21 protein-coding genes and 1 riboswitch are annotated in these 20,419 nt (G+C 72.4%); of the genes, 15 read left to right on the top strand and 6 right to left on the bottom strand.

All coding sequences use genetic code 11. From position 1 onward, the window contains the following. The first annotated feature begins 152 nt into the window (after window positions 1–152). From ACZ7MG_RS03470 to ACZ7MG_RS03495, 6 genes are read left to right on the top strand one after another with little or no spacing between them, the layout of a single operon-like run. Entirely contained in the window at window positions 153–1,004 is an 852-nt protein-coding gene (locus ACZ7MG_RS03470; protein ID WP_471396147.1) for a fumarylacetoacetate hydrolase family protein, read from the top strand. Window positions 1,005–1,027: 23 nt separating this feature from the next. Continuing rightward, window positions 1,028–2,365 (top strand): L-fuconate dehydratase, encoded by a 1,338-nt coding sequence (locus ACZ7MG_RS03475; RefSeq protein ID WP_471396146.1) that lies wholly within the window; start codon window positions 1,028–1,030, stop codon window positions 2,363–2,365. Further along, window positions 2,362–3,141 carry an SDR family NAD(P)-dependent oxidoreductase gene (locus ACZ7MG_RS03480; RefSeq protein WP_471396143.1) on the top strand — a complete coding sequence of 260 codons (780 nt, stop codon included), beginning with the start codon at window positions 2,362–2,364 and terminating at the stop codon, window positions 3,139–3,141. Before ACZ7MG_RS03475 ends, ACZ7MG_RS03480 begins: the two co-directional genes overlap by 4 nt. Beyond that, window positions 3,138–4,130 carry an aldo/keto reductase gene (locus ACZ7MG_RS03485; RefSeq protein WP_471396140.1) on the top strand — a complete coding sequence of 331 codons (993 nt, stop codon included), beginning with the start codon at window positions 3,138–3,140 and terminating at the stop codon, window positions 4,128–4,130. Before ACZ7MG_RS03480 ends, ACZ7MG_RS03485 begins: the two co-directional genes overlap by 4 nt. A 28-nt stretch (window positions 4,131–4,158) precedes the next feature. Next, complete coding sequence (locus tag ACZ7MG_RS03490; protein ID WP_471396139.1) at window positions 4,159–4,470, top strand: L-rhamnose mutarotase; 312 nt, start codon at window positions 4,159–4,161, stop codon at window positions 4,468–4,470. Beyond that, window positions 4,467–5,336 (top strand): amidohydrolase family protein, encoded by an 870-nt coding sequence (locus tag ACZ7MG_RS03495; protein WP_471396137.1) that lies wholly within the window; start codon window positions 4,467–4,469, stop codon window positions 5,334–5,336. Before ACZ7MG_RS03490 ends, ACZ7MG_RS03495 begins: the two co-directional genes overlap by 4 nt. On the opposite strand, the gene ACZ7MG_RS03500 is transcribed toward ACZ7MG_RS03495, so the two are convergent. From ACZ7MG_RS03500 to ACZ7MG_RS03515, 4 genes are read right to left on the bottom strand one after another with little or no spacing between them, the layout of a single operon-like run. Further along, window positions 5,318–6,160 carry an energy-coupling factor ABC transporter ATP-binding protein gene (locus ACZ7MG_RS03500; protein WP_471396237.1) on the bottom strand — a complete coding sequence of 281 codons (843 nt, stop codon included), beginning with the start codon at window positions 6,158–6,160 and terminating at the stop codon, window positions 5,318–5,320. The genes ACZ7MG_RS03495 and ACZ7MG_RS03500 overlap by 19 nt on opposite strands. Window positions 6,161–6,185: 25 nt before the next feature. Beyond that, entirely contained in the window at window positions 6,186–6,941 is a 756-nt protein-coding gene (gene cbiQ / locus ACZ7MG_RS03505; protein WP_471396136.1) for a cobalt ECF transporter T component CbiQ, read from the bottom strand. 6 nt (window positions 6,942–6,947) lie between these two features. Next, window positions 6,948–7,430 (bottom strand): energy-coupling factor ABC transporter substrate-binding protein, encoded by a 483-nt coding sequence (locus tag ACZ7MG_RS03510; protein ID WP_471396235.1) that lies wholly within the window; start codon window positions 7,428–7,430, stop codon window positions 6,948–6,950. 17 nt (window positions 7,431–7,447) lie between these two features. Then, window positions 7,448–8,179 carry an energy-coupling factor ABC transporter permease gene (locus tag ACZ7MG_RS03515; protein ID WP_471396133.1) on the bottom strand — a complete coding sequence of 244 codons (732 nt, stop codon included), beginning with the start codon at window positions 8,177–8,179 and terminating at the stop codon, window positions 7,448–7,450. Between the two features lie 30 nt (window positions 8,180–8,209). Next, window positions 8,210–8,392, bottom strand: a riboswitch (cobalamin riboswitch). Between the two features lie 251 nt (window positions 8,393–8,643). Between ACZ7MG_RS03515 and ACZ7MG_RS03520 the strand changes: the two genes are divergently transcribed. From ACZ7MG_RS03520 to nicT, 7 genes are all read left to right on the top strand, one after another. Then, complete coding sequence (locus tag ACZ7MG_RS03520) at window positions 8,644–9,390, top strand: DUF1775 domain-containing protein (protein ID WP_471396131.1); 747 nt, start codon at window positions 8,644–8,646, stop codon at window positions 9,388–9,390. Window positions 9,391–9,531: 141 nt separating this feature from the next. Next, entirely contained in the window at window positions 9,532–11,118 is a 1,587-nt protein-coding gene (locus tag ACZ7MG_RS03525) for an ABC transporter substrate-binding protein (RefSeq protein WP_471396128.1), read from the top strand. Window positions 11,119–11,138: 20 nt separating this feature from the next. Then, window positions 11,139–12,107 (top strand): ABC transporter permease, encoded by a 969-nt coding sequence (locus ACZ7MG_RS03530; protein ID WP_471396126.1) that lies wholly within the window; start codon window positions 11,139–11,141, stop codon window positions 12,105–12,107. 29 nt (window positions 12,108–12,136) lie between these two features. Then, the gene (locus ACZ7MG_RS03535) at window positions 12,137–13,030 is read left to right on the top strand and encodes an ABC transporter permease (RefSeq protein ID WP_471396125.1); all 894 of its coding nucleotides are present in this window, start codon (window positions 12,137–12,139) and stop codon (window positions 13,028–13,030) included. 371 nt (window positions 13,031–13,401) lie between these two features. Next, window positions 13,402–14,349: an ABC transporter ATP-binding protein gene (locus tag ACZ7MG_RS03540; protein ID WP_471396232.1), complete on the top strand. Its 948-nt coding sequence runs from the start codon at window positions 13,402–13,404 to the stop codon at window positions 14,347–14,349. Continuing rightward, on the top strand, window positions 14,342–14,995 hold the full coding sequence (locus tag ACZ7MG_RS03545; protein ID WP_471396122.1) for an ABC transporter ATP-binding protein: 654 nt from the start codon (window positions 14,342–14,344) through the stop codon (window positions 14,993–14,995). The genes ACZ7MG_RS03540 and ACZ7MG_RS03545 overlap by 8 nt, the downstream gene beginning before the upstream one ends. Window positions 14,996–15,146: 151 nt before the next feature. Next, window positions 15,147–16,274, top strand: coding sequence for a Nickel transporter NicT (gene nicT, locus ACZ7MG_RS03550; RefSeq protein ID WP_471396121.1), 1,128 nt, complete (start codon window positions 15,147–15,149; stop codon window positions 16,272–16,274). Here the strand turns inward: nicT and ACZ7MG_RS03555 are convergent. Further along, window positions 16,207–17,058: a LysR family transcriptional regulator gene (locus tag ACZ7MG_RS03555; protein WP_471396119.1), complete on the bottom strand. Its 852-nt coding sequence runs from the start codon at window positions 17,056–17,058 to the stop codon at window positions 16,207–16,209. The genes nicT and ACZ7MG_RS03555 overlap by 68 nt on opposite strands. Window positions 17,059–17,250: 192 nt before the next feature. On the opposite strand from ACZ7MG_RS03555, the gene ACZ7MG_RS03560 reads away from it, so the two are divergent. Then, window positions 17,251–18,369 (top strand): substrate-binding domain-containing protein, encoded by a 1,119-nt coding sequence (locus ACZ7MG_RS03560; protein ID WP_471396117.1) that lies wholly within the window; start codon window positions 17,251–17,253, stop codon window positions 18,367–18,369. Here the strand turns inward: ACZ7MG_RS03560 and ACZ7MG_RS03565 are convergent. Continuing rightward, complete coding sequence (locus ACZ7MG_RS03565) at window positions 18,326–18,817, bottom strand: MarR family winged helix-turn-helix transcriptional regulator (RefSeq protein ID WP_471396116.1); 492 nt, start codon at window positions 18,815–18,817, stop codon at window positions 18,326–18,328. The two genes, ACZ7MG_RS03560 and ACZ7MG_RS03565, sit on opposite strands and share 44 nt — an antisense overlap. A gap of 235 nt (window positions 18,818–19,052) precedes the next feature. On the opposite strand from ACZ7MG_RS03565, the gene urtA reads away from it, so the two are divergent. Beyond that, on the top strand, window positions 19,053–20,306 hold the full coding sequence (gene urtA, locus ACZ7MG_RS03570) for an urea ABC transporter substrate-binding protein (protein ID WP_471396113.1): 1,254 nt from the start codon (window positions 19,053–19,055) through the stop codon (window positions 20,304–20,306). Window positions 20,307–20,419 lie beyond the last annotated feature (113 nt).

Below are 20,419 nucleotides of genomic sequence, written 5' to 3' on the forward strand. Positions count from 1 at the left end.
CATCCGAGGAATGCGTTGTCAGGGCGCCGAACTGCCCTTAAAGTCGCGGTGCGCCATTCCTCCGATGAATGACGATGGACGACGACGGCTGATCGATGGCCGACCGATGGCCGACCGATGGCCGACCGATCCCATGGCAAGGGAGCTGCCCAGTGAAACTGCTACGCGTCGGCGCCCCGGGAGAGGAGCGGCCCGCCGTCCGAACCGACGACGGCCGGCTGCTGGACCTGTCCTCCGTGGTCCCCGACATCGACGGCGCCTTCCTCGCCTCCGGGGGAGTCGACCGGGCCCGAGCGGCGGTCGAGGCGGGCGGACTGCCCGAGCTGGACACCGCCGGACTGCGGATCGGCGCCCCCGTCGCCCGCCCCGGCAAGGTCGTCTGCGTAGGGCTGAACTACCGCGACCACGCCGCCGAGACCGGCGCCGCGATCCCGCCCCGCCCGGTCGTCTTCCTGAAGGACCCGGGCACGGTCGTCGGCCCCTACGACGAGGTGCTGATCCCGCGCGGCTCGGCCAAGACCGACTGGGAGGTCGAGCTGGGCGTCGTCGTCGGACGCCGGGCCCGCTACCTGGAGGGACCCGAGGACGCCGCCGAGGTGATCGCCGGCTATGTGGTCAGCCACGACGTCTCCGAGCGGGAGTTCCAGCTGGAGTACTCCTCGCAGTGGGACCTCGGCAAGTCCTGCGAGACCTTCAACCCCATGGGCCCCTGGCTGGTGACCGCCGACGAGACCGGCGACCCGCAGGACCTCGGGCTGCGGCTCAGCGTCAACGGCGTCAAACGCCAGCACGGGCACACCCGCGACATGATCTTCCCGGTCCACGAGATCGTGGCGTACCTCAGCCGGTACATGGTTCTGGAGCCCGGCGACGTGATCAACACCGGTACACCCGCGGGCGTCGCCCTCGGCCTGCCCGGCACCCCCTATCTCCGCCCCGGTGACACCGTCGAGCTAGAGATCGACGGGCTCGGGAGCCAGCGCCAGACCTTCGGCCAAGCGTGAAAGGCACCCCCTTGAGCACCCCCGTGACTGCATCCCCCGCCCGGATCACCGCGGTCGACACCTACGACATCCGGTTCCCCACCTCGCGGGAGCTGGACGGGTCGGACGCCATGAACCCGGACCCCGACTACTCCGCCGCCTATGTCGTGCTGCGCACCGACGCCGGCGACGGGCACGAGGGCCATGGCTTCACCTTCACCATCGGCCGCGGCAACGACGTCCAGGTCGCCGCCATCGGCGCCCTGCGCCCGCACCTCCTCGGCCGCTCGGTCGAGGAGCTGTGCGCCGACCCCGGCTCGGTCAACCGCGACCTGATCGGCGACAGCCAGCTGCGCTGGCTCGGCCCCGAGAAGGGCGTGATGCACATGGCGATCGGCGCCGTCGTCAACGCCGTCTGGGACCTGGCCGCCAAACGCGCCGGACAGCCCCTGTGGCGGCTGCTCGCGCACGCCGACCCCGAGTGGCTGGTCTCCCAGGTCGACTTCCGCTACATCGCCGACGCCCTCACCCCCGACGACGCGCTGGACCTGCTCCGCCGGGGCCGTACCGGGCTCGCCGAGCGCGAGAGCAGGCTGCTGGCGCGCGGCTACCCCGGCTACACCACCTCACCGGGCTGGCTCGGCTACTCCGACGAGAAGCTCACCCGGCTGGCCAAGCAGGCCGTCGCCGACGGCTTCACCCAGATCAAGCTGAAGGTCGGCGCCGACCTCGCCGACGACCTGCGCCGGATGCGCACCGCCCGCGCCGCCGTCGGCGACGGCGTACGCATCGCCATCGACGCCAACCAGCGCTGGAACATCGCCGAGGCCGTCGAATGGACCCGGGCCCTCGCCGACTTCGACCCCTACTGGATCGAGGAACCCACCAGCCCCGACGACATCCTCGGCCACGCCGCCGTCCGCCGGGGCGTCGCCCCCGTGAAGGTCGCCACCGGCGAACACGTCCAGAACCGCATCGTCTTCAAACAGCTCCTCCAGGCCGAGGCCCTCGACGTCCTCCAGATCGACGCGGCCCGCGTCGGCGGCGTCAACGAGAACCTGGCGATCCTGCTGCTCGCCGCGAAGTTCGGCGTCCCCGTCTGCCCGCACGCAGGCGGCGTCGGCCTGTGCGAACTGGTCCAGCATCTGTCGATGTTCGACTACCTGGCCCTCTCCGGCACCACCGACGACCGCGTCATCGAGTACGTCGACCACCTCCACGAGCACTTCACCGACCCCGTGGTGATGCGCGAGGGCCACTACGTCGCCCCGCTGACCCCCGGCTTCTCCGCCACCATGCACCCCGGGTCGCTCGCCGAATACCGTTACCCGGACGGCGCGTTCTGGGCCGCCGACCTCGCCGGACGAGAGGAAGTCGCATGACCGGAACGACAGGTGAACCGACAGGTGAGCTGAACGGCCTCCGCGCGATCGTCACCGGAGGCGCCTCCGGCATCGGGCTCGCCACCGCCCGGCTGCTCGCCGCCCGGGGCGCCGGGGTCGCCGTCCTCGACCTCGACCCCTCCGGCGCCTCGGCCCCGCTGCTCGGCCTCAAGGCCGACGTCTCCGACGACGCCTCCGTACGGGCCGCCGTCGCGGAGGCCGTCGAGCGGCTCGGCGGTCTCGACATCCTTGTCAACAACGCGGGCATCGGCGCCCAGGGCACCGTCGAGGACAACCCCGACCTCCAGTGGCAGCGCGTCCTCGACGTCAACGTCCTCGGCATGGTCCGCACCAGCCGCGCCGCCCTGCCCCATCTGCGGAACTCCTCCCACGCGGCGATCGTCAACACCTGTTCCATCGCCGCCACCGCCGGACTGCCGCAGCGCGCCCTGTACTCGGCAAGCAAGGGTGCGGTCCTCTCGCTGACCCTCGCCATGGCCGCCGACCACGTCCGCGAGGGCGTCCGCGTCAACTGCGTCAACCCCGGCACCGCCGACACCCCCTGGGTCGGCCGGCTCCTCGACGCCGCCGACGACCCCGAGGCCGAGCGCGCCGCCCTCAACGCCCGCCAGCCCATGGGCCGGCTGGTCCACGCCGACGAGGTCGCCGCCGCCATCGTCTACCTGGCGAGCCCCGCCGCCGCCTCCGTCACCGGCACGGCCCTCGCGGTCGACGGCGGAATGCAGGGCCTCCGGCTCCGCCCGGCCGGCTCATGAGGACCAGGGCCCTCGGCCGCACCGAGGTCCGCGTCACCGAACTGGCCTACGGCGCCGCGGGCATCGGCAACCTCTTCCGCCCGGTGTCCGACGAGGAGGCCGCCGCCGCGATCGACGCCGCCTGGGACGCTGGGATCCGCACCTTCGACACGGCGCCCCACTACGGCCTCGGCCTCTCCGAACGCCGCCTCGGCGCCGCGCTCCGGGGCCGGCCCCGGGAGTCGTACACGATCTCCACCAAGGTCGGCCGGCTGCTGGTGCCCGCCGATGGGGACGGCGACGACCTGGCAGACGGCTTCGCGGTCCCGGCGACCCACCGCCGGGTCTGGGACTTCTCCGCCGACGGAGTGCTGCGCTCCCTGGAGGCCAGCCTGGAACGGCTCGGCCTCGACCGCGTGGACACCGTCCTCCTCCACGACCCCGACGACCACGTCGAACAGGCCCTGCGCGAGGCCTACCCGGCCCTGGAGCGGCTGCGCGCCGAGGGCGTCGTGGGAGCCATCGGCGTCGGCATGAACCAGTGCCCCGTACCCGCCCGCTTCCTGCGCGAGACCGACATCGACGTGGTGCTGCTGGCCGGCCGCTACACCCTCCTCGAACAGGAGGGCCTGGACGACCTGCTCCCCGAGGCCGCCGCGCGGGGCCGGAGCGTGCTGATCGGCGGTGCGTTCAACTCCGGGCTGCTGATCGACCCGAAACCCGGCGTCACCTACGACTACGCCCCCGCCCCGAGCCCCGTGCTCGACCGCGCCCTGCGGCTGAAGGCCGTCACCGAACGCCACGGCGTACCGCTGCGCGGCGCCGCCCTGGCGTTCCCCTCCGCGCACCCTGCGGTGGCGTCCGTACTGACCGGTGCCCGCTCCGCCGAGGAGGTGCGCGACGCGGTCGACCTGCTCGGCCACCCGATCCCGCCCGCCCTCTGGGACGACCTGCGCGCCGAGGGGCTGCTGCACCCGAACACCCCCGTCCCGCCGCCCAAGCAGCCTTAGCCGAGGAAACTGTCGTGAAGGAGCCGTCGTGAGGGTCGCCCTGCACACCAAGGTCCGCGCCGACCGCGTCGAGGAGTACGAGGCGGCCCACCGCGAGGTCCCCGAGGAACTGACCACCGCCATCCGCGCCGCCGGGGTGAGCGAGTGGACGATCTGGCGCAGCGGCACCGACCTCTTCCATCTGCTGGAGGTCGAGGACTACGCGGCGATGATCGCGGAGCTGGAGAAGCTGCCGGTCAACATCGCCTGGCAGGCCCGGATGGCCGACCTCCTCGACGTCGTCCACGACTACTCGGCGGACGGCTCCGACGCGGGCCTGCCCGTGGTGTGGGAACTGTGACCGGCACCCCCGTCGGCTCCGGGATCGTCGACGCCCACCACCACGTCTGGGACCTCTCCGTCCGCGACCAGGACTGGATCACCGGCCCCGAACTCGCCCCGCTGCGCCGCGACTTCACCCTCCGCGAGCTGGAACCCGAGGCGCGGGCCGCCGGTGTCACCGCCACGGTCCTGGTGCAGACGATCACCGTGCCCGAGGAGACCCCCGAGTTCCTGGCCCTGGCCGCCGGCAGCGACCTGGTCACCGGGGTCGTCGGCTGGACCGACCTCACCTCGCCCGCCGTCGCCGAGACCCTCGCCGCACTGCGCGAAGGCCCCGGCGGCGAGCACCTGGCGGGCATCCGCCACCAGGTGCAGGGCGAACCCGACCCCCGCTGGCTGGTCCGCCCGGACGTGCTGCGCGGCCTGTCCGCCGTCGCCGACGAGGGACTCGCCTACGACCTCCTCGTCCAGCCCCACCAGCTCCCGGCCGCCGTGGAGGCGGCGGCCCGACTCCCCGAACTCACCTTCGTCCTCGACCACGTGGCGAAGCCGCCCATCGCCTCCGGTGAACTGGAGCCGTGGGCGGGGGAGGTACGGAGGCTGGCCGCGCTGCCGAACACCGTCTGCAAGCTCTCCGGCCTGGTCACGGAGGCGGACTGGAAGACCTGGTCCGTCGCCGACCTCGCCCCGTACGCCGACACCGTGCTGGACGCCTTCGGCCCCGGCCGGCTGATGTTCGGCTCCGACTGGCCCGTCTGCCGACTCGCCGCCGACTACGCCCAAGTCCTCGACGCCGCCCGCTCGTTGACGTCCGGACTGAGCCCGGCCGAACACCACGAGGTCTTCGCGGGCACCGCCACCCGCGTCTACGGTCTGCGGACCTGAGCCGCGGCGGCCAGCTCCTCCGGCGTCCGCGGACCAGCCTCCTCCTCGCCCAACAGCCCCTGTTCCCGCAGGTGTTGAGCGACCGCGATGCCCCAGGGCAGTCGCAGCCCCGCCTGCTCAAGGAGATCCGTTCGGGCGAGCATCGCGGCCACCGGGCCGGTGCGCGCGCCGGACGGGGTGAGCAGCGCCGCGTCGTCGGCCCAGCGCAGGGCGAGGTCGACGTCATGGGTGGCCATCACGACGGTGGTGCCGGACCGGCGCAGGTCGTCCAGGGTGGCGAGCAGCCGCTCCTGCCCGTCCGGGTCGAGTCCGGCGGTCGGCTCGTCCAGGATCAGCACCCGGGGCCGCATCGCGACCGCTCCCGCGATGGCGGTCCGTTTGCGCTGGCCGTAGGAGAGCAGATGGGTGGGCCGGTCGGCGAGCGCGGCGATCCCGAGCGCGCCGAGCGCCTCGTCCACCCGGGCCCGTACCTCGGCGTCGGGCAGCCCGAGGTTCAGCGGCCCGAACGACACGTCCTGCGCGACGGAGGCCGCGAACAGCTGGTCGTCGGGGTCCTGCACGACCAGCTGCACCGTCGTCCGCAGCCGGGTCAGCCCCTTGCGGTCGTACGTCACCGTCCGCCCCTCGACCGCCAACTCGCCACTCCGGGGCCGCAGTCCACCGCTGAGCAGCCGCATGAGCGTCGTCTTGCCACTGCCGTTGCGGCCCAGCAGGGCGAGCGCCCGCCCCTCCAGCACCTCGAAGTCCAGGTCGCTGAGCACGGGCGGCCCGTCCTCGTACGCGAACGACGCGCCCCGCAGGGAGACCAGCACGGGCTCGCTCATGTGCTCGCTCATGTGCTCGCTCATGTCAGCGGCCTTTCCAGGACGAATCCAGTACGAGGGTGAGGGCGGCCACGGCCCCGAGCAGGGCGACGCTGGCCGCCGTGAACCGGGCCGAGACCCGGGCCTCGGGGACCAGGACGCGCAGGGTGCCGTCGTAGCCGCGCCCGGCGAGACCGGTCTGCAGCCGGGCCGCGCGGTCGAAGGCCCGGACGAAGGCGGTGGCGCCGAGACCGGCGAGCGAACGCCAGGTGGCGGCCCGGGTGGTGTGGCCCAGCCGGGCCGCCTGCGCCTCCCGGATCCGGCGCACGGAGTCCAGCAGGAGGAAGCTCATGCGGTACGTCACCAGCGCCACGTCCACGACCGGCGCGGGCACCCCGGCCTTCACCAGCCGGGGCAGCAGGTCCGACATGGGTGTGGTGAACGCGAACAGCAGGACACCGAGGGAGGCGGCCGAGGTGCGCAGCAGCAGCTCCCCGGCGCGGACCGGGCCGCCGTCGGCCAGGGTGACGAACCCGTCGGATCCGCCGACCTGGACGAGCAGCGGCAGCGCGCCGGTCACACAGAAACCCAGCGGCACCCGGTAGGCACGCCACAGCCGGCGGCCGGGCACCCCGGCCGGGCCCAGCAGCACCACGAGCGCGGTCAGCAGGACCAGAGCCGCGCCCGGCCAGGGCGGCAGGGAGATCGCGAGCACCGTGAGGCCGAGCCCGAGCACGGCCTTGTCCACGGGATGGCGGCGGCGCCAGCGACTGCTGTGCGCCGCCGCGTCGATCGGCAGCACGTGGCGTCAGACCCGTCCAGCGGGGGAGTCACCGCTGCCACCGGACGAGCCCTCGTCGCCGGAGACCGACCGCGAGGCCGACCGCGAGGCCGACCGCGAGGCCGTCGCACCGGCCGCGACCGCCTCGGCCTTCGCCGTACCGGTACCGGCCGTGGGGGCGTCCCCGGCGCCGTCGAGCTGCGCCCGCGCCCGCGCCTCGCCCTGACGCCGCCCCCGGTGGATGCCGAAGTAGTACGCGAGGACGCCCGCGCCGATCGCGGCCTGAAGGGCGAACAGCGCCGACTCGATCTCCCCGGACGGCGGCTCGTACAGCGGGGAGAACCACGGCTCGTAGTCCGGCTCGATCTCCGTGATCGCGGTCTCCGCCTCCGCGTCGGCGCCCGCGAACGGCTCCTCCTTGTGGTCGCCGAGGCCGAGGGCCAGCGGCAGCACGGCGAGCGCGGCCACGACGAGCAGCAGCAGGGCGTTGATCTTCGTGTTCCGGCTCATCTTCTTGGCCGTCCTGGTCATCGGGCCACCGCCTCGGTCCCGTTCGCGTCGTCGGTCTCGTTCGCGCGCCCGGCGCGGTCGCGCCCGCCGGTCAGGAGCACGCCGAGCCGGGTCAGTTCGCCCTTGCTCGACTGCACCAGCAGCCGCATCACCAGCACGGTGAGCAGGCCCTCGCTGATCGCCAGCGGGATCTGCGTGACGGCGAAGATGGAGCCGAACTTGCCGAGCGCGCCCAGGAAGCCGCTGCTCGGGTCGGGGAACGCGAGCGCCAACTGCACGCTGGTGACGCAGTAGGTGACCAGGTCGGCGACGAACGCGCCGAAGAACACCGTGACCATCAGCGGCACGCCGAAGCGCCGCAGCAGCCGGTAGATGCCGTACCCCGCCCAGGGGCCGGCGATCGCCATCGAGAAGACGTTGGCGCCGAGCGTGGTCAGCCCGCCGTGCGCGAGCAGCAGCGCCTGGAAGAGCAGGGTGATGGTGCCCAGGACGGCCATGATCGGTGGCCGGAACAGGATGGCGCCGAGGCCGGTGCCGGTGGGGTGGGAGCAACTCCCGGTGACCGACGGCAGCTTCAGCGCGGACAGGACGAAGGTGAAGGCACCCGAGGCACCGAGCAGCAGCGTGCTCTCGGGGTGCTCCTTGACCTCACGGGTGAGTGCCCTGACTCCGTGGACGACGAATGGCGCGGACGCGACGCCCCAGGCGATCGCGTGCGCCGGAGGAAGGAAACCCTCGGCTATGTGCATGGCTCAGCAGACCCTCTCCAGCACCTCGTGGATGGTTGACGCGCCTTGGCCGGTCTCCTGGCTTACGGGTGACACCGCCCATGCTCCGCCTTCCCGGGTCCGAAGACCCAGTGGCTGTCCGTGAGGACCGGAGCCGGACTTCCCGATCACAGTGGCGAGGGCCGCACCGGCATGACACCGGATTTCCCGTTCACCAAGGCGTGGTGACAGTAGTGCCCGGACAAGGACGCTGACAAGCGGAGACGAGGGGCGCGCGGGCGCCGTGGAACAGCTCACACCACGGCGCACGCCCCACCCTCCCCACGCCGCACACGAGCGCCTGTGCGGCGACGGCAGTTGGCCGGAACCGCTCGCACACCTGGTCGCCCTTGGCCACGGGTCTCGCCCTGCGCTTGAATTCAGCCTTCACGCCTTCACGCCTTCACGCCTTCACGCCTTCACACCGTCGTCACAGGGAGTCCGCAGTGCATCGCCCGACCTTGGTACGCCGTTCGCGCCGTCTCGGCGTTCTCACCGCAGCCGCGCTCGCGGTCGCCGTCGCCACCGCGGGGCCGGCCGCGGCCCACGCGGAGGTCGAGGCGGAGGGCGCCCGCGCCCTCGACCAGAACGTCGACCTCACCTTCTCCGCCGAGTCGGAGTCCGCCTCCGCCGGCATCACCAAGCTGGAAGTGATCCTGCCCAAGGGCCTGGTCCCCGCCGACCTCACCTACAAGGAGGGCCCGGACGGCTGGAAGTTCGCCCCCACCGACCGCGGCTACACGGTGTCCGGCGCCAAGCTCGCGGTCGGGGAGGACGTCGAATACGTCGTCACCGTACGACAGTTGCCCGACACCAAGTCGCTGGTCTTCAAGACCCTCCAGTCGTACAGCGACGGCAAGGTGGACCGCTGGATCGAACTGGAGGAGGAAGCCGAGGGCGACGGCCACGGCCACGGCCACCCGGCACCCCGCCTGGACCTCAAGGCCGCCGCACCCGGCGCGAAGCTCGTGAGCCCCACCCCCTCGACAGACCCCACGACGGCCACGCCCACCCCCTCGGCCGACAAGAGCGCCGACGCCTCCACACCGTCGGCACAGGCCGCGGCGGACAGCACCGACGGCGACGACGGCGGCTCCCTGGCCGTACCCCTCGGCATCGGCGCGGTGGTCCTGCTCGCACTCGGCGGCGGCGCGTGGTGGTTCCGGTCCCGCCGCGGCGGCACCACCACCTGATCAGCCCCGGCCGCACGTCCGCCGCCACCTGAGCAGAAACCCGCAGGTCACATCGCTGGACTGATGTGCGACCCACCGGGGTAGCCCTTACTTGCAATCAATGTGCAACAGCACTTATGGCGCAGCAAGGGTGTGAGGCTCATGACGTCCCGACCGATACGAGGTGCCGCCGTCGCGGCGGCGGTGGCCCTCGGCGTCACCGCGTGCTCCGCGCCCGGCGGTGGCGCCGACGGCGGCGGCCCGGCCGACTCCGTCGTGATCGGGGTGGCGTCCGAGCCGGACACCCTCAGCCCGCTCCTCGGCTACGGCAAGAACGGCAACTCGAAGATCTTCGACGGACTGCTGGCCCGGGACGCCGACCTGGAGCTGAGACCCGCCCTGGCCAAGGCGCTGCCCCGGATCGCCGACGACGGCCGGACGTACACCTACACCCTCCGCGAGGGCGTGGAGTTCAGCGACGGCGAGCCCCTGACCTCCGCCGATGTGGTCTTCACCTACCGGACGGTGCTGGACGCCAAGACCAACAACACCGCCCGCAGCGAACTGGACGCCATCAAGTCGGTGCGGGCGGACGGCGACGACAGGGTCGTTTTCACCCTCGACTACCCCTACGCGCCCTTCGCCGGCCGTACGGTCCTGCCGATCGTCCCGGAGCACATCGCGGGGAAGCAGGACCCCAACACCGGCTCCTTCAACACCGAGCCGGTCGGCACCGGTCCGTACGTCCTGTCCGCCTGGAGCCGGGGCGAGAAACTCACCTTCAAGGCCAACCCGCGCTACTGGGGCGGCGCGCCGGAGGTGGAGAAGTTCACCATGGCGATCGTCGAGGACGACGACGTACGCGCCACCCGGCTGCGCTCCGGCGACCTCGACGGCGCGATCCTGCCACCCAACCTTGCCGCCACTTTCGAGAACGACGGCGGCCGGAAGAGGTACGGCGCCAAGTCCTACGACTATCGCACCGTCACCCTCCCCACCGACAACGAGGTCACCGGCGACCGGGCGATCCGGCAGGCCCTCGACGCGGCTGTGGACCGCGAGGCCATGGTCGACCAGATCCTCGACGGCGCCGGCCGCCCGGCGTACGGGCCGCTGCCCAGCGACGACCCCTGGTTCGCCCGGGGCATCGAACGCCCCCAGGACCTCGCCAAGGCCGCACGTGTCCTGGACGAGGCGGGCTGGCGGACCGGCGCGGACGGCATCCGCGCCAAGGCGGGCACGAAGGCGGCCTTCACCCTGCTCTACCCCTCCGGCGACAAGGTCCGCCAGGACCACGCCCTCGCCTACGCCTCCGACGCCAAGAAGGCCGGCATCGACGTGACGGTGGAGAGCGCCACCTGGGAGGTCATCGAGCCGAGGATGAAGGACACCGCCGTCCTCGCCGGCTTCGGCTCCACCGGCGACCCCGACTTCGGCCTGTACACGATGCTGCACTCCTCCCTCGCCGGGGACGGCTTCAACAACATGGGCCGCTACGCCAACCCGGCCGTGGACGAAGCCCTCGACACCGGCCGCCGCGGCCGGGACGACGCCGCCCGCAAGGCCGCGTACGACACGCTCCAGCGCGAGCTGGTGAAGGACCCCGGCTACACCTTCCTCACCCACATCGACCACGTCTACGTCCTCGCCGACCGCTGGGACGGCCTGACCACCCAGGTCGAGCCGCACGAGCACGGCTTCGCCTCCGGACCGTGGTGGAACATCGAGGACTGGCAGCCGCGGACGTGACCCGACTCCCCTGGGGAGCGATGGCACGACTGACGGGACGCCGGGCCCTGTTCGCCGTCCCCGTCGTCCTCGTCGTCACCTTCGGCGTGTTCGCGATCGCCGCCGCCTCCCCCTTCGACCCCGTCAAGGCGTACGCGGGCACCGCCGCCCTCGGCGCCGACCAGGAGACCCTGGACCGGCTGCGCGCCAACCTCGGCGTGGACCAGCCGTTCGCCGTGCGCTGGTGGCGCTGGCTGACGTCCGCGCTCACGGGCGACCTCGGCGAGTCCGGCGTGCTGCGCCAGCCGGTGGCCCAGGTCATCGGCGAACGCCTCGTCTGGTCGACGCTCCTGTGCGCGGTCGCCTTCGCCGCCGCGGTCCTGCTGGGGACCACGCTGGGCGTGCTCGCCGCCCGCCGCCCGGGAGGATGGCTCGACCGGGCCGTCACCTCCGCCGCGTACGGCCTCGAAGCCGCGCCCGTCTTCTGGGTCGCTCTGCTCGCCGTCTGGCTCTTCGCCCTCCAGCTGGGCGTCCTCCCGGCGGGCGGCCTCACCGACACCGCCGGCGAACAGGTCACGGCCGGCCAGGTCGCACACCACCTCGTCCTGCCCGCCGGGGTGCTCGCCCTCTCCCAACTACCCTGGTTCACCCTGTACGTACGGCAGGGCGTCGGCGACGCGTTGGCCGAGGACCCGGTACGGGGCGCCCGTGCCCGGGGCATCGCCGAACGCACGGTGCTCCTGCACCACGCACTGCGCTCCGGACTGCTGCCGGTCCTCACCCTGATCGGCTCCCGCGTGCCCGAACTCATCACTGGTGCCCTGCTCGTGGAGAGCGTCTTCAGCTGGCCCGGTATCGCGGCGGCCACGGTGGAGGCGGCCACCGCCGTCGACTTCCCGCTGCTCGCCGCGCTCACCACGCTCGCCACGGTCGCCGTCCTCATCGGGAACCTGCTGGCGGACCTCCTGTACGGCCTGATCGACCCGAGAGTGAAGCTGAGTGAACTGTGACGGTGAAGCCCACGATGTCCACGATGTTCATGACTGACAGGGCAGTCGCGGCGCCGCCGCCCGGGTCCGCGTGGCGGTCGCGCGGCCCGAACCGCCGCTCGACGCACACCCTCCGGGTGCGCACCTCCGCCGCACTGGTCGCGGTGACCGTCCTGGCCGTCCTCCTCGTACCGCCGCTGGTCCAACTCGACCAGCAGGCGGTCGACCTGGCCGCCAAGCTGCGACCGCCCTCCTGGGCCCACCCGTTCGGCACCGACGACGTCGGCCGTGACCTGCTCCTGCGCTGTGTCTACGGCCTGCGCGTCTCGTTGCTCGTGGGTCTCGCCGCCGCCCTCACCGCGACCGTGATCGGCACGGCCGTAGGGGCCACCGCCGGGGCGCTCGGCGGCCGGGCCGACCGGCTCGTCATGCGGCTGGTCGACACGGTGTCGTCCGTGCCGCATCTGCTGCTCGGCATCTTCATCGTCGCCCTGTTCCGGCCGGGCGTCTGGCCGGTGGTGGTCTCGGTCGCCCTCACCCACTGGCTGTCGACCGCCCGGATCGTCCGCGCCGAGGTGCTGTCCCTGCGCTCCCGCCCCTACATCGACGCGGCGGTCTCCGGCGGTGCCTCCCGGTGGCGGGTGACCGTACGGCATCTGCTGCCCGGGGTGCTGCCGCAGGCCGCGCTCGCCGCCGTGCTGATGGTGCCGCACGCCATGTGGCACGAGTCCGCCCTGTCCTTCCTCGGACTCGGGCTGCCCACCCACACGGCCAGCCTCGGCACCCTCGTCCAGAGCGCCCGGGGCTCCCTCCTCGCCGGCCAGTGGTGGCCCACCCTCTTCCCCGGCCTCTTCATCATCGTCCCCACCCTCGCCCTCGCCGGCCTCACCGGAGCCTGGCGCGAACGCCTCAACCCCCGCCACCGATCGGAGCTGACACTGTGACCACGGGATCCGAGGCGACGACGGACGGGGCGGATGCGGCGACCGCCGGGGTCCAGGGGACGGGTGCCGAGGGCCAGGGGGCGGCTGCCGGGGGTGATGGGGCGGCTGCCGGGGCTGGTACGAAGGCCGCCCGGCTTGACCGGCTCGACCGCGCCGCCGCTGCCGAGGCGCGGGCCGGCGGAGCGCGAGGGGAGGCCGCCGGAGCCGTCGCGGCCGAGGCGATCGCCCCAGGCCCCGACGCCCAGGCGGCCGGGGTTCGTCGAACCGCCGTGCCGGCCACCGAGTTCGACGCGGGGGCCGGAGGCGGGCGCGCCCCCGGCCCCGAACGCCCCGTCGTCCTGTCCGTGCGCGGGCTCTCCGTGCGGTTCCTGATGCCCGGCGGGCGCCGTGTCGCCGCCGTCTCCGACGCGCGGTTCGACGTCGGGGCCGGGGAGTGTCTGGTGCTGATCGGGGAGAGCGGGTGCGGCAAGTCGGTGCTGGCCTCGGCGCTGCTCGGGCTGTTGCCGGGCAACGCGCAGACCAGGGGCGAGGCCCGGCTCGGTGACCTGGAGCTGCTCGGGGCCGACGAGCGGACGCTCGCCCGGACGGTCCGGGGCCGGCTGATCGGGCTGGTGCCCCAGAGCCCCGCGGCACACCTCACCCCCGTCCGCAGGATCCGCTCGCAGCTGGAGGAGACGGTCGCCGCCCTCACCGGCGTACGCGGGCGCACGGCCGTACGCGAGGCGGCCGAGGCGGCGGCCGAGCGCGCCGCGTTCCCCGCCGACCACCTCGACCGGCATCCGCACGAACTCTCCGGCGGCCTCGCCCAACGCGCCGCCACCGCACTCGCCCTCGTCGGCGACGCGCCCCTGCTGCTCGCCGACGAACCCACCACCGGACTCGACCGCGACCTCGTGGACCGCACGGTCGACGAACTGCGCCGCCACGTCGACACCCGCACGGGCCGCGCCCTGCTGGTCATCACCCACGACCTGGCCGCCGCCGCACGCATCGCCGACCGGGTCGCCGTCATGTACGCGGGCCGCATCGTCGAACTCACCCACGCCACCGCCTTCTTCGGCACCCCCGGCCCCCGCCACCCCTACAGCCGGGGCCTCCTCGACGCCCTCCCCGACCGCGCCTTCACCCCCATCCCGGGTATGCCCCCCGAACTCGGCGACCTCCCGGACGGCTGCGCCTTCGCCGCCCGCTGCGACCGCGCCACCGCCCTCTGCGCCACCCCGCCGCCGACCACGGACGGTCCGGCCTGCCACCACCCGCACGACCCGGCCCCCCTCCCGACCCCGACCCCGCCCGCCCCGGAGGACATCCGTGCTTGACCTGCGTGCCGTCACCGCCGGGTACGACCGGCGCGCCCCCGTCGTACGGGACGTCTCCCTGACCGTCGCCCCCGGCGAGGCCGTCGGACTGCTCGGCCCCAGCGGCTGCGGCAAGTCCACCCTCGCCCGGGTGGCGGCCCTGCTGCACCGCCCCGACGCCGGAACCCTCACCCTCGACGGCACGCCCGTACGGCGATGGCGGCACCGCGCCCCGCGCGGGCAACGCACCGCGTTCGGCGTCGTCTTCCAGCAGCCCCGGCTGTCGGCGGACCCCCGGCTGCGGCTCGCCGACCTCATCGCCGAGCCCCTGCGCGCCACCGGCCGCCGGGCGGAGGCACCGGACCGGGTCACCGAACTGGCGTCCACGGTCGGCCTCACCCCGGACCTGCTGACCCGACGCCCCCACGAGGTCAGCGACGGCCAGCTCCAACGGGCCTGCCTCGCCCGCGCGTTGGTGCTGCGCCCCCGCTGGCTGATCTGCGACGAGATGACCGCCATGCTCGACGCCTCCACGACCGCCGCGCTGGTCGCCGTGGTGGAGGAGTACCGGACGGCCACCGGCGCGGGCCTGCTGGCCGTCGGCCACGACCGCGTCCTCCTCCGCCGCTGGTGCGACCGCACGGTCCACTGGGAGAGCCTGACCTGACGGAAGCCTTGACCGAAGTCCGTACCGAAGCCCTGACCGAAACGTGGCACGAGCTTTACTGCGACCTTCTTGCAGCTACCAAGTCACCGCACAAGGCTGTGGGGGCCGGACCCACCTACGCAAGCGGCACGACGAGTAAGGCACGCGCACCATGACCCCTGCGACCGAGACCGCCCCCTCCACCGCCCCCACCGACCACGGCGGCTTCTCCTGGCGCCGCGTCCGCGCCTCGATGTCACGCAAGGAGTGGGCGAGCCTCGGCGGGATGGCCGGCTTCATCCTGGCGCTGCATGTCATCGGCTGGTTCACGCTGGTCGTGATCGTCGCCCCCGAGCACTACAGCGTCGGCAGCAAGACCTTCGGCATCGGCATGGGCGTCACCGCCTACACCCTGGGCATGCGGCACGCGTTCGACGCCGACCACATCGCCGCCATCGACAACACCACCCGCAAACTCATGGGCGAGGGGCAACGCCCGCTGTCGGTCGGCTTCTGGTTCTCCCTCGGTCACTCCTCGGTCGTCTTCGCCCTCACCTTCCTGCTCACCCTCGGCGTCAAGGCGCTCGCTGGACCGGTCCGCGACGACGACTCCGCCCTGCACGACATCACCGGCTGGGTCGGCACCACCGTCTCCGGCACCTTCCTCTACGTCATCGCGATCATCAACCTGGTGATCATGGTGGGCATCTGGAAGGTGTTCCGCGAGATGCGCTCGGGCACCTTCGACGAGGCCGCCCTGGAGGAGCGGCTGAACAGCCGGGGCTTCATGAACCGCCTCCTCGGACGCCTGATGAGGTCGATCACCAAGCCGTGGCAGATGTTCCCGCTGGGCCTGCTCTTCGGCCTCGGCTTCGACACGGCGACCGAGGTCGCGCTCCTGGTCCTGGCCGGTTCGGGCGCGGCCTCCGGGCTGCCCTGGTACGCGATCCTGTGCCTGCCGGTGCTGTTCGCGGCCGGGATGTCCCTCCTGGACACGATCGACGGCTCGTTCATGAACTTCGCCTACGGCTGGACGTTCTCCAGGCCGGTCCGCAAGGTCTACTACAACCTCACGATCACCGGCCTCTCGGTGGCCGTCGCCCTGCTCATCGGCACGGTCGAACTGCTCGGCCTCGTCGCCGAGAAGGCGCATCTGCACGGCCTGTTCTGGGACTGGGTCGCCGGCCTCGACCTCAACGTCATCGGCTATGTCGTCGTCGGCCTGTTCGTCGTCACCTGGGCGGTCGCGCTGCTGGTGTGGCGGTTCGCCCGGATCGAGGAGAGGTGGACGACGGGCTGAACCCCTGGTCGAGCGTGGCCGGCAGGCGGGGGACCAGCGGGTTCGAGTCGTCCCTGCGCCAGGCGACGGCGACCCGGGTGCGCGGGGAGCCGGGCCCGATCCCGCGGAAGGCGACGCCCTTGAGGCGGATGCGGCGGATGCTCTCCGGGGCCAGGGACACGCCCAGCCCGGCTCCCACCAGGGCGCAGACGGTCTGCCACTCCACGGCGTGCTGCGTCACCCGGGGTGTGAAGCCCGCCGCGACGCACACGCCGGTGATCCGGTCGTACAGCGGCGGGCCGACGGCACGCGGCAGCAGCACGAAGGGGCAGTCCGCCAACTGCCCGACGCGGACGACGCGTTGCGCCGCGAGCGGGTGCGTGGACGGCAGGACGGCCACGAACGGCTCGGTCAGCACGGTCGCGAAGGCGATCTCCGTCTCGTCGGCGGGCGGTTCGCGCAGCAGACCGATGTCGATCGTCCGCTCGCGCAGCGCGGCCAGTTGGGGCGTCGTGGTCATCTCCTGGATGTCCAGCGCCACGGCGGGAAACCGCTCCCGGAAGGTCCGCAGCAGCCCGGGCAGCAGGGTCAGCGCGAGCGAGGCGGCGAAGCCGATCCGCAGCCGGCCTGCCCGGCTGGCGCCGGCGTCCCGGGCCGCGGCGAGGCCGTCCGCGAGTCCGCCGAGGGCCTGCCGGGCGGCGGGCAGGAGTTCCCGGCCCGCCGGGGCGAGGGCGACGGGCCCCGGCCCGCGGCTGAACAGCGGATGGCCGACCTTCTCCTCCAGCCGCCGGATCTGCTGGCTCAACACCCTGCATGTCGCGAAGGTGGAGCGGAGCCACGGGTTCACGCGAGCGCAGGCTTGAACCCCAGCCCCGCCCCCGACCCCGGCACCGCACCCGACCTCGCGCCCGCCCCCGCCCCCGGTACCGGCCTACGAATCGGTCTCGATCCGTGACACCGTCTGGGGCGCTGTTGGTGATCACGCCATCATGAGCCCATGAATCGGCCACTGTCGCGCCTGCACACTCCCGACTGGGTGACGGCCGACGCCTCGACGCTGAACGTGGCCCTCGTCTACCCCATGCAGGGGCCCGCCGGGATCTTCGGCCCGGCCTGCGGGGCGTGCGCGCGGCTGGCCGCCGAGGAGGTCAACAAGGCCGGGGGAGTGCTGGGCAGGGAGCTGCGGCTGATCGAGGTGGACGGCGGGGCCGAGCCGTGGCGGGTCGCGGAGGAGGTGGAGGCCCTCGTCGTCTCGGGCGCGGTGCAGGGCGTCACCGGCTGGCACATCTCCTCGGTCCGGCAGGCGGTGGCGCCGCGCGTCGCCCACCGGGTGCCGTACGTGTACACGGCCCTGTACGAGGGCGGGGAGCGCACCGAGGGCGTCTTCATGACGAGCGAGACGCCCTCCTGGCAACTGCTGCCCGCGATGCGGCTGCTCGCCGAGTCACGCGGGGTGCGCCGCTGGTTCGTCGTCGGCAACAACTACGTATGGCCCCGCCACACCGCACGGGCGGCCCGGGGCTACGCCCGCGCCTGCCGGGGCCGGGTCCGCGGCGAGGCGTATCTGCCGCTCGGCACCGAGGACTTCGAGGCCGTCCTGCGGCGCATCGAGCGGGCCGACGCCGACGGGGTCCTGATGCTCCTGGTCGGCAGCGACGCGGTCCGCTTCAACCGCGCCTTCGCCGCCTCCGGCCTCGACCGGCGGTGCCTCAGACTGAGCACGCTGATGGACGAGAACATGCTGCTGGGCAGCGGCCCCGAGGCCACCCTCGACCTGTACAGCACGGCCGGGTTCTTCGCCTCGCTCGCCGACCAGAACACCCTGGACTTCCACGGCCAGTACGCCGGCCGCTTCGGCCTCCAGGCACCGCTCCCGGGCAGCCTCGGCGAGTCCTGCTACGAGGGTGTCCTGCTGCTCGCCGCCCTCGTCGAGCGGGCCCGCGCCCTGGACGTCACCGCGATCGGGGCGGCCGCCGACACCGTCTCGTACGAGGGACCGCGCGGCCTGCTCGGTCTGGACGGGCGGCATGTGCGCCAGCGCATCTACCTTGCGCAGGCCGACGGCTACGACTTCAACGTCCTCGCCCAGCTGTCCGCTCCGCACGACCTGCGCTGACCCCGCCCCGGCCGTCGGTGCCGCCACCGCTCTCCAGGGTCCGCGCCAGCCGGTCCAGCAGCAGGTGCAGATGCTTGCCGTCCTCGTCGGTCAGCGGCTCCGACTCGGTCCAGTCGACGCGGACTTCACGGGCGAGCAGCTGCCATCGCTCCAGGCCGCGCGGGGTGAGATGGGCGAGGACACGGCGCCGGTCGACGGGGTCGACACGACGGAACACCAGGTTCTGGTCGACGAGTTGGTCGATCAGTTTGGTCAGGCTCGGCGCCGGCAGGAAGGCGTGCGAGGCGAGCGCCGACATGTTGTGCCCCTGTCCGTCGGAGAGCAGGTCGAGGACCCGCCAGGCCTCCACGGAACAGTCGAACTCGTCCAGCACGGACTGGACTCGGCGCACGGACAGACGCTCGGCACGGGTCAGCAGATGGAGCAGTTCCTCGGGCCGCTTCGCCATCGCACTCCTCAACTCGCCTGCACCCGCCCCCGCGACGTGATGCCGGGAGCTTACCTTCGCCGACCCCGCTCCTGACAAAAAACCAGGAGTACATCCTTTCTGTGGGAAGTAACAAATCCTCCGCGGCCTCAGAAAAATACTTCCTGAGGAAACTGTTCTTCAATTGCCCCGAAACGCAAGGGAAACAGTCGCCTCGCAGGCTGTGGTCGCACTTCAGCGACCTAGGAGGTAAGGCATGTCCGGGATCGGCATCAGCAGACGCGGCATCCTCGCGGGCGCGTCGGCGCTCGGTACGACCGCCGCCCTCAGCGCGTGCGGGGCCAAGACCGGCAGCGGCACCTCGTCGAACGCCGGAGCACAGGCGGACACCTCCGGCGACACCGTCAAGGTGGGACTGTTGAACTCGCTCTCCGGCACCATGGCCATCAGCGAGGTCACCGTCCACAACGCGCTGCTGCTCGCGGTGAAGGAGATCAACGCCGCCGGCGGTGTCCTCGGCAAGAAGCTCAAGCCCATCAGCCAGGACGGCGCCTCCGACTGGCCGACCTTCGCGGAGAAGGCGGAGGCCCTGATCACCGACGACAAGGTGGCCGCCACCTTCGGCTGCTGGACCTCCGCCAGCCGCAAGGCCGTCAAACCCGTCTTCGAGCGCTACAAGTCGCTCCTGTTCTACCCCGTCCAGTACGAGGGCCTGGAGCAGTCGCCGTACATCTTCTACATCGGCGCCACCACCAACCAGCAGATCGTGCCCGCCCTCGACTACCTCAAGAAGCAGGGCCTGACCCGGCTGTACCTGGTGGGCAGCGACTACGTCTTCCCGCGCACCGCCAACAAGATCATCAAGGCGTACGCGGAGGCCCAGGGCCTGAAGGTGGTCGGCGAGGATTACGCGCCGCTCGGCTCCACGGAGTTCGGCACCATCGTCAACAAGGTCAAGGACGCGGGCGCGGACGCCGTGTTCAACACCCTCAACGGTGACAGCAACGTGGCCTTCTTCAAGGAGTACAAGTCCGCCGGGCTCACCGCGAAGAGCCTGCCGGTGCTTTCGGTGTCGATCGCCGAGGAGGAGGTCAAGAGCATCGGCACGCAGTACCTGGAGGGCCAGTTGACCGCCTGGAACTACTACGAGACCACACCGGGCGCCGCCAACACCAAGTTCGTGGCCGCCTACCAGGCCGCCTACGGCAAGGACAAGCCGACCAGCGACCCCATGGAGGCCGCGTACATCTCCGTGTACCTCTGGAAGGAGATGGTCGAGAAGGCCGGGTCCTTCGACGTGACCAAGGTGAAGAAGGCGGCGGGCGGCATCGAACTCGACGCCCCCGAGGGCAAGGTCACCGTCGACGGGGCGACCCAGCACGTCTACAAGACGGCCCGCATCGGAAAGATCGGCTCGGACGGCCTGATCGAGGAGATCTGGAACTCCGGCAAGCCGATTGCGCCGGACCCGTATCTGAAGGGGTACGACTGGGCCACCGGTCTGTCGTGAGTCCGCGGACCCGCACCCCTGAAAGCATAAAGCAGCGGGCGCAGCCCGCGCTTTTCAGGGGCGCGGGGAACTGCGCGAGCAACCCCCACCGGACCCGCACCCGCCAACGCACC

The organism is Streptomyces sp. NPDC107538 (genome assembly GCF_055657445.1).